Annotated in this window: 6 protein-coding genes; 3 read left to right on the top strand and 3 right to left on the bottom strand. The window is 45.7% G+C overall.

Annotated features, from left to right (window positions below; all coding sequences use genetic code 11):
* The coding region (locus tag B9T16_RS23575) for an alpha/beta fold hydrolase (RefSeq protein WP_410245913.1) at positions 1 to 219 on the bottom strand (219 nt) is incomplete at its 3' end.
* A gap of 423 nt (positions 220 to 642) precedes the next feature.
* On the opposite strand from B9T16_RS23575, the gene B9T16_RS23570 reads away from it, so the two are divergent.
* Together B9T16_RS23570 and B9T16_RS23565 are read left to right on the top strand one after the other, a co-directional pair.
* A complete protein-coding gene (locus B9T16_RS23570; RefSeq protein WP_152088529.1) occupies positions 643 to 1287 on the top strand; it encodes a hypothetical protein in 645 nt (214 codons plus the stop codon).
* A 229-nt stretch (positions 1288 to 1516) separates the two neighbouring features.
* A complete protein-coding gene (locus B9T16_RS23565; protein WP_410245912.1) occupies positions 1517 to 2401 on the top strand; it encodes an MBL fold metallo-hydrolase in 885 nt (294 codons plus the stop codon).
* A gap of 152 nt (positions 2402 to 2553) precedes the next feature.
* On the opposite strand, the gene B9T16_RS23560 is transcribed toward B9T16_RS23565, so the two are convergent.
* Positions 2554 to 4572, bottom strand: a complete 2019-nt coding sequence (locus B9T16_RS23560; RefSeq protein WP_410245911.1) for a DUF1565 domain-containing protein — start codon at positions 4570 to 4572, stop codon at positions 2554 to 2556.
* Positions 4573 to 4788: 216 nt separating this feature from the next.
* Between B9T16_RS23560 and B9T16_RS23555 the strand changes: the two genes are divergently transcribed.
* Positions 4789 to 5886: a thiamine phosphate synthase gene (locus B9T16_RS23555; RefSeq protein WP_006619622.1), complete on the top strand. Its 1098-nt coding sequence runs from the start codon at positions 4789 to 4791 to the stop codon at positions 5884 to 5886.
* Positions 5887 to 6006: 120 nt separating this feature from the next.
* Here the strand turns inward: B9T16_RS23555 and B9T16_RS23550 are convergent, their stop codons facing one another.
* The gene (locus B9T16_RS23550; protein ID WP_006619621.1) at positions 6007 to 7008 is read right to left on the bottom strand and encodes an NAD-dependent epimerase; all 1002 of its coding nucleotides are present in this window, start codon (positions 7006 to 7008) and stop codon (positions 6007 to 6009) included.
* Positions 7009 to 7082 lie beyond the last annotated feature (74 nt).

The raw sequence follows: 7082 nt of genomic DNA, 5'->3' as shown, positions 1-7082 counted from the left end.
GCGCAAAATTTTATAATCGGCTGCAAAGGCTGGATAGACTTTAGACCATTCATAAGCAGAAGAACCGCCCCCAAAACCATGCAAAAAAAATAAAGACGGCTTTTTTTCGGCTTCCTTGTCTTCCGAGCTTATCCAGGGGCTTGTGGTAGCCGTATAATACACCATTCTACCTAGAGAAGTAACTATCGAATCTGGCGTAAATCCAAGGGAATAAAACATTTTTAAAACTCCTTTAATTTTGGTTTTTTGCGAATATATTATGCCCATTAAATTGCCTTAATTGGACTATCCCGGTTGCTGAAAATTCCGGTTATATAACAGTGGATAAAATCGCGATAATGGGTAAATTGGCACTTTACCTCATCCCAGAGTGACTTTTGACTGTTATAATTCAGTGATGGGTAACACCCCTCACGGCTATTAGCCCTCAGTGTACTGTCTTTAACTGTCCAGTGACCGGGTAATCAATGGGCCCAATTCCATGATGTTTTTTCCAAAATCTCCTGATTGGGGCTTGTCGTTCCTGAAACCATGGCTAAGGGTATTTATTTAGCATCTAACCAACACAGATAGAACAGTCCCCGGTTGTCGGCTATAGCAGTAACAAAACCCTCAATTTCAATGCTGTCGAGGAATTTAGTTATGAGCATTTCTATGGTAGAGGATTTTAGCCCAATGGTGGTTCAGGAAGTGACTCGAATGCAGAATCACATCGGAAAATTAGACTCTAGCAAGCGAAAAGAAAAAACATCGGAACTGGTAGTTCATCCCGTGGGTACAGACTCACCGAGTTCTAGGAACAGAGCTAAATCTTCCGGGTCTGCTGACTATGAAAAATTGCCACAGTTGTCGCCCTCGACTCGCATTCGGTTAGCGTTGGAAAAATTACAGGGATTTGAGAAAGTAGAGGAGCAATTCCAGCATTGGGGTATTAAATTTCATAATGCGATCGCCCTTCAACCCTCTAATCCGCGATTTGGCATTGAACCTGGGGTAACAGTTCTCATGGGCGCACCCAAGGGCGGCACACTAGAAGTGACATTTTCTGACGGGGTGCGTCAAGTTTGGGCTAGGGTGACAAGTTCTCGACATACGGTGATGTCAGCCTTTGATAAAAATGGCCAATTGCTGGCTACAGATGAGATGAAGGTTAATAAACCTAGTGATTCGATTGGGTCTGTATTACCGAACGCCGAATTAACCGTAACGGCGGAGAATATATCTAAAATTACCTTCTACACTTTTGATGCACAGTTAATTGTGAATCACCTCAAGGTTCAATTTTAACTGGTTTTGGGTATATGGGGCGATCGCACTATGGGGAATCTGAGCAACTATCGCAAAAGGTGCTACAAATTTTGCTAAGATGATGGCAGTTGGGTGGGAAACCATTAGCAATTCCTGACCTGGCGTACTTGGCTTGGTTTGATAACTTAGCCATAAAAATCGGATTAAACAACCAAGGCTGAGTCAAAAGAAGCCATAAACCGCCTAGCTGAATCTTCCAAAAAAACCCATGTCCAGCACAAAACACCAATTTACGGTTCACTTTTGGGGCGTTCGAGGAAGTATTTCCTGTCCGGGAACGACAACAGTTCGATATGGTGGGAACACCCCCTGTGTTGAGATGCGGGTGGGGTCGCAACGATTGATTTTTGACGGTGGGACAGGCTTACGGGTCCTGGGACAAGCATTATTAGCAGAAATGCCAGTAACCGCTCATATGTTCTTTACCCATTCCCACTGGGACCATATCCAAGGGTTCCCCTTTTTTGCTCCGGCCTTTGTTCCCATCAATACGTTTAACATTTATGGAGCGATCGCACCTAATGGTTCCACAATTGAGCAGCGCCTCAACGACCAGATGCTTCACCCTAACTTCCCAGTTCCTTTACAGGTAATGGGAGCTAAACTTAACTTTATTGATCTCACTATAGGCGAGTCAATTTACCTCGAAGATGATCTAGTCATTGAAACGGCTTTACTCAATCATCCGGGGGAAGCCGTGGGATATCGCGTCAGTTGGAAAGGCTACACCACCGCCTATGTCACCGATACGGAGCATTTTCCATATCGTCTTGATGAAAATGTACTCAAGTTAGCCCGCAATGCTAATGTACTGATTTATGATGCCACCTATACCGATGAGGAGTATTACTCGCCTAAGTCTAGTAAGGTAGGTTGGGGACATTCTACCTGGCAGGAAGCGGTGAAGGTCGCTCAGGCTGCGGGAGTTCAAAAATTGGTGATTTTTCACCATGACCCACTACACAACGATGATTTCATGGATAAAATAGGTGAAAACGTGGCTGATGCCTTTCCTAATAGTTTAATCGCCCGCGAGGGTTTATCCCTACAGTTGATTCCGCCGTTAAAGAATATTGCCACCAGTGAAAAGTGAAATTTTCAATAGCCCCCGCCTACTTCTTGAGGTGGGAGCCATTGAATTAGTTGGCCGCACCTCCACCCTAAAGAGACAGAGCCACCAAACTCCCGTGTGATCACCTATCCATCCCCACAGTAAAAGACGGTGGGGAATTCCGGCGATCCGTGTTAATTAAACGGTTCGATAGTCGCAGTAACACCCCGTTGGCGCAATTGTTGTAATAACCTATTCGCCTCGTGTTGGCTGCGGAAGGCTCCAGCTTGGATAAGCGATCGCCCATTAATCACCGTCGTAAAGGCTTGGGGAACAAGCGATCGCACTCTTTGCAGAACTTGACTGCTAGTATCACTCACCACCACTCTATATCGCAACCCCAATATACCCGCCGTAGTTGCAGGCGCAAGACCTGCCGTTACTTGGCTTGGTAGTTGTCCTCCCCCAGTACCAATAGGAATATTACCACCAGGAACCCGGAGAATATCAGACGAGGGTGCTGGTGGTGGGGATGTAATCGTAGATTGTCTTTGGGGTGCTGGCACCGGAATATAAACTGTTTGGGAGTTTTCTTCAGGATTAGAGGCACTGGTCACAGCCCGTCTCATCAGAGACAGCAACAGCGAGCCCGTAGACGAGTTTTCCGCCGCCGACTGAGGTGGTTCTGGTGGAGGTGGGGAACCAGACCCTACAGGGGCAGATATCGCCGGCTGAGGACGTTCTGGCGGCGGTACCGGAATCACAATCGCCTCCGAGTCATCCACAGGAATCGGAGGCGGTGCCGTGTTTGAAAGTGGAGTCACATTAGACTCAGGTAGATAAATGGGTAACGAAGCCGCTTGATTAATGGGGGAAATTGACGAAGAAGTATTTTGACCACCCTCCTGAGTAGAACTTCCCATCATGCGATTAGCGATCGCAGAAGGCCCAGCCCCACTCTGGTAACTACCCGCCAACTCTACAGAGCCAGCATTTTTAGTCATAGCCAACTCATTACCGTAGGCAAGAATCGTTAAACCCTTAGTACCATTATTCACATCATAGCGGCCATTATTGCGGATCACATTCTCTCCCGGTTCCGTTGGCGTTCCCAAATCCGGCAAAGATTGAGCAATAACCACAATACCATCACGCTCATTTTGTTCGATATAGTTATTGCGTAGTACCGGACGAGCGCTCGCTTGAATCACTATGCCATCACGATTATAGGCAATTCGATTACCCACGACAAACGGCTCTGACTGTTGGGCGATATTAATACCAAAACCAGTGTTTTCAAAATCATTATCGCGGATTTCCGGCTTAGATGAACCATAAACAGTAATGCCATTGGCTCCATTATTAGCAAAACTGTTTTGTTGAACTAAAGGCGCACTGGTTCCCACCACAGAAATACCATCATGAATATTGCCCGTAAAGGTATTATTAGATACAACCATCGAGCTAGATTCAATCCATAAACCATAACCGCGCGAGTGAGGATTAGTCACAGTTACCCCACTTAACCGGGCTGCATTCGCTCCCACAATAGCTACATTCTGGTTAGCAAAAACCCGACTGCTAAACACTCCCCCGCCATAAATAACCACATCCTGACCCTTATTCTCGGTATTACCCTGAATTGTAATATTAGGTTTAAGTATTAAGGGGAACGCTTCTCCCGTCTCGGTGCTATAGGTTCCTGGTGCCAATATAATAGCCGTATTCGGTGGGGCGACTCTCAAGGCTTGGGTGATGGTTCTCAACGGTGAAGCCTCGCTACCATTATTAGAGTCATTTCCCGTAGATGAACTCACATAAATTACATTGACTGAATTGGGAGTGGCTGTAGGTGTTTGAGCCAGTAGTAGGGGCGGGTGTATATAGTTGGCTGGTGTCTCCGATAGTTGCTCTGTGCACCCGTCTCTACAGGGGCTAGCGAATGCGGCCGATGCGATTCCCACTAATCCCACACTGGAGACTATAATCATTAAAATCAGCTTTAGAGATAACCAAGCTGTTTTAGGCCTAGGTGAACCTAGGGGGAAGAGAGGGCGGGGTAGCAGCTTCAGATCGCTGCCAGTTAAGTTCCCATCATCGGCTGACGAGGGTGAGTTCAGGGAACTGTTGGGCTGGGTGTCTGTCAATAACAAAGCCTCGGCTGAGGTTTGCTTTTTAGGATATTGACAGTTGCGGGGGGATTTAGAACTCACGGCAAAACTCCGACAAACTGTAATATTAATTGGGAAAATTAATCTATTTTGGTCCAGTATCCCCTATTATGGCAACACCTGGTTTTTTTATATGATTAATTTTCGTAATGGTGGTTCCGCCCACGGCTAAAGAAAATCTGATATATTAACCTGCGCCGTGGTTGATCATGATTGGGCTTGATTATTTGGCTTGATGGAGTTGGTGAGGAGATTTCGATGGGCGATTTGAATCATAAGACTAAACTGGGACAACCAGCACTTTATCGGATTTTAGATGCCAACTTAGACCGGGCGCGGGAGGGTATCCGAACTATTGAGGAATGGTTTAGGTTTGGCTTGGATAATTCGGAAATGGCTGCGGAGTGCAAGAATTTGCGACAGCAACTGGCACAGTGGCACAGTAATGAGTTGCGGATGTCCCGGGATACTACCACGGATGTGGGTACTCAGTTGAGTCATCCCTCGGAGGAAAACCGAGAAAGCCTGGAACAGGTGATACAGGTCAATTTTTGCCGGGTAGAGGAGGCTTTGCGAGTCCTGGAGGAATATGGTAAGGTTTACCATCCCAATATGGGGGCGGCGGTTAAGCAGATGCGCTACCGGGTCTATACGCTGGAAAGTAATTTACTCGCCTACGGACGACATCAGACGCTACAAAGGGCGAATTTGTATTTGGTGACTTCTCCCTCGGAAAGGTTGATGTCGGTGGTGGAGGCGGCTTTACAAGGGGGATTAAAGGTGGTTCAGTATCGCGATAAGGATACTGATGATCATCAGCGTTGGAAAAATGCCCGCCAGCTTTGTCAGCTTTGCCACCGTTATAATGCCCTGTTTTTGGTTAATGACCGGGTTGATATTGCGATCGCTGTTAATGCTGATGGGGTACATTTGGGACAGCAGGATTTACCTATTGCTGTGGCTAAACAGCTTTTGGGTCCTCAAAAAATTGTCGGGAAATCAACTACTAATCCCGAAGAGATGAAACTGGCGATCGCAGAAGGTGCCGATTATATTGGGGTCGGTCCGGTCTATGCTACTCCCACTAAGCCTGATAAGCAGGCGGCGGGTTTGGAATATGTGCGCCATGCGACTCGTCATGCTTCGGTTCCCTGGTTTGCTATCGGCGGCATTAATATGAACAATTTTGATGATGTTTTGATGGCTGGGGCGACTAGGGTGGCTGTGGTGCGCTCTTTGATGCAGGCGGAACAACCTACTTTGGTAACTCAATATTTCCTGTCTCAATTTACCCGTGTTCAAACTTTACGCGATCGCCAGATTTTACCCGAAAATGCTCCGGCGGATTTTTCCTGACCGAGTAGGGCGCTTTCCCGGCAGCATGGATAATTGAGCCTTGGGGGGCGGAGGTGATTGCTAGATGCGATCATAATATCGTCCCCATATCTGTGACGGCGAGTCCTGTCTCCCATCCGGTTAAACACCATAATAGGATTTATACCAAGCCACAAATTTTTCTACTCCCACCTCTATGGGTGTACTTGGTTTAAATCCTACATCTGCTATCAATGAATCTACATTAGCATAGGTAATCGGCACATCTCCCGGCTGCATGGGAAGCATATTTTTCTGGGCTTTTTTCCCTAAGACATTTTCCAGGACTTCAATCAAGTACAATAAATTTACCGGTTTATTATTACCGATGTTATAAATCTGATAAGGGGCAGTGGTTTTCACTCCTTCAATTTCCGCTTGATTGCTTCCCGGTTGTGGGATTTTATCAATTACCCGAATTACTCCTTCCACCACATCATCAACATAGGTAAAATCTCGCTCCATATTACCATAGTTAAATACCGGAATCGGTTGGTCGGCTAAGATAGCTTTCGTAAAAATAAACATCGCCATATCAGGACGATACCAAGGACCATAAACCGTAAAAAATCTTAATCCCGTCGTGGGAATATGATACAGGTGACTGTAGCTATGAGCCATCAATTCATTAGCTTTCTTTGTCGCCGCATACAGACTAACTGGATAATCTACATAATCCCCTACCGAAAAAGGCACGGTTTTATTGGAACCATAAACCGAACTCGAAGAAGCAAAAACCAAGTGTGGGATTTGATGATGACGACAGCCTTCTAAAACATTGATAAACCCCACTAAATTACTATCAATATAAGCGTAGGGATTTTTCAGAGAGTAACGGACTCCGGCTTGGGCGGCGAGGTGGGCTACTGCCTCAAATTGGTGTTCGGAAAACAGTTTTTTTATGCCGACTTTATCGCATAAATCTAGTTTATAAAACGTAAATTTTTCTAAGGGTTTCAGTTGGGCTATCCGGTCTTCTTTTAAAGATACTGCATAATAATCATTGAGATTATCAATGCCAATGACTGTATCCCCCCTTTTCAATAAATGTTGACACAGATGAAATCCAATAAATCCCGCCGCACCAGTTACTAATATTTTCACGGTTTTTTATCCTCATTTATATGGGGGTATTTAGATTATTACAGATAGTCTGTGCTACTATTTGTGGGGGTTAG

Origin of the sequence: Arthrospira sp. PCC 8006 (assembly GCF_046480465.1) — a bacterium.
Lineage (GTDB): Bacteria > Cyanobacteriota > Cyanobacteriia > Cyanobacteriales > Microcoleaceae > Limnospira > Limnospira platensis.
This window is presented reverse-complemented; position numbering and strand designations above follow the sequence as displayed.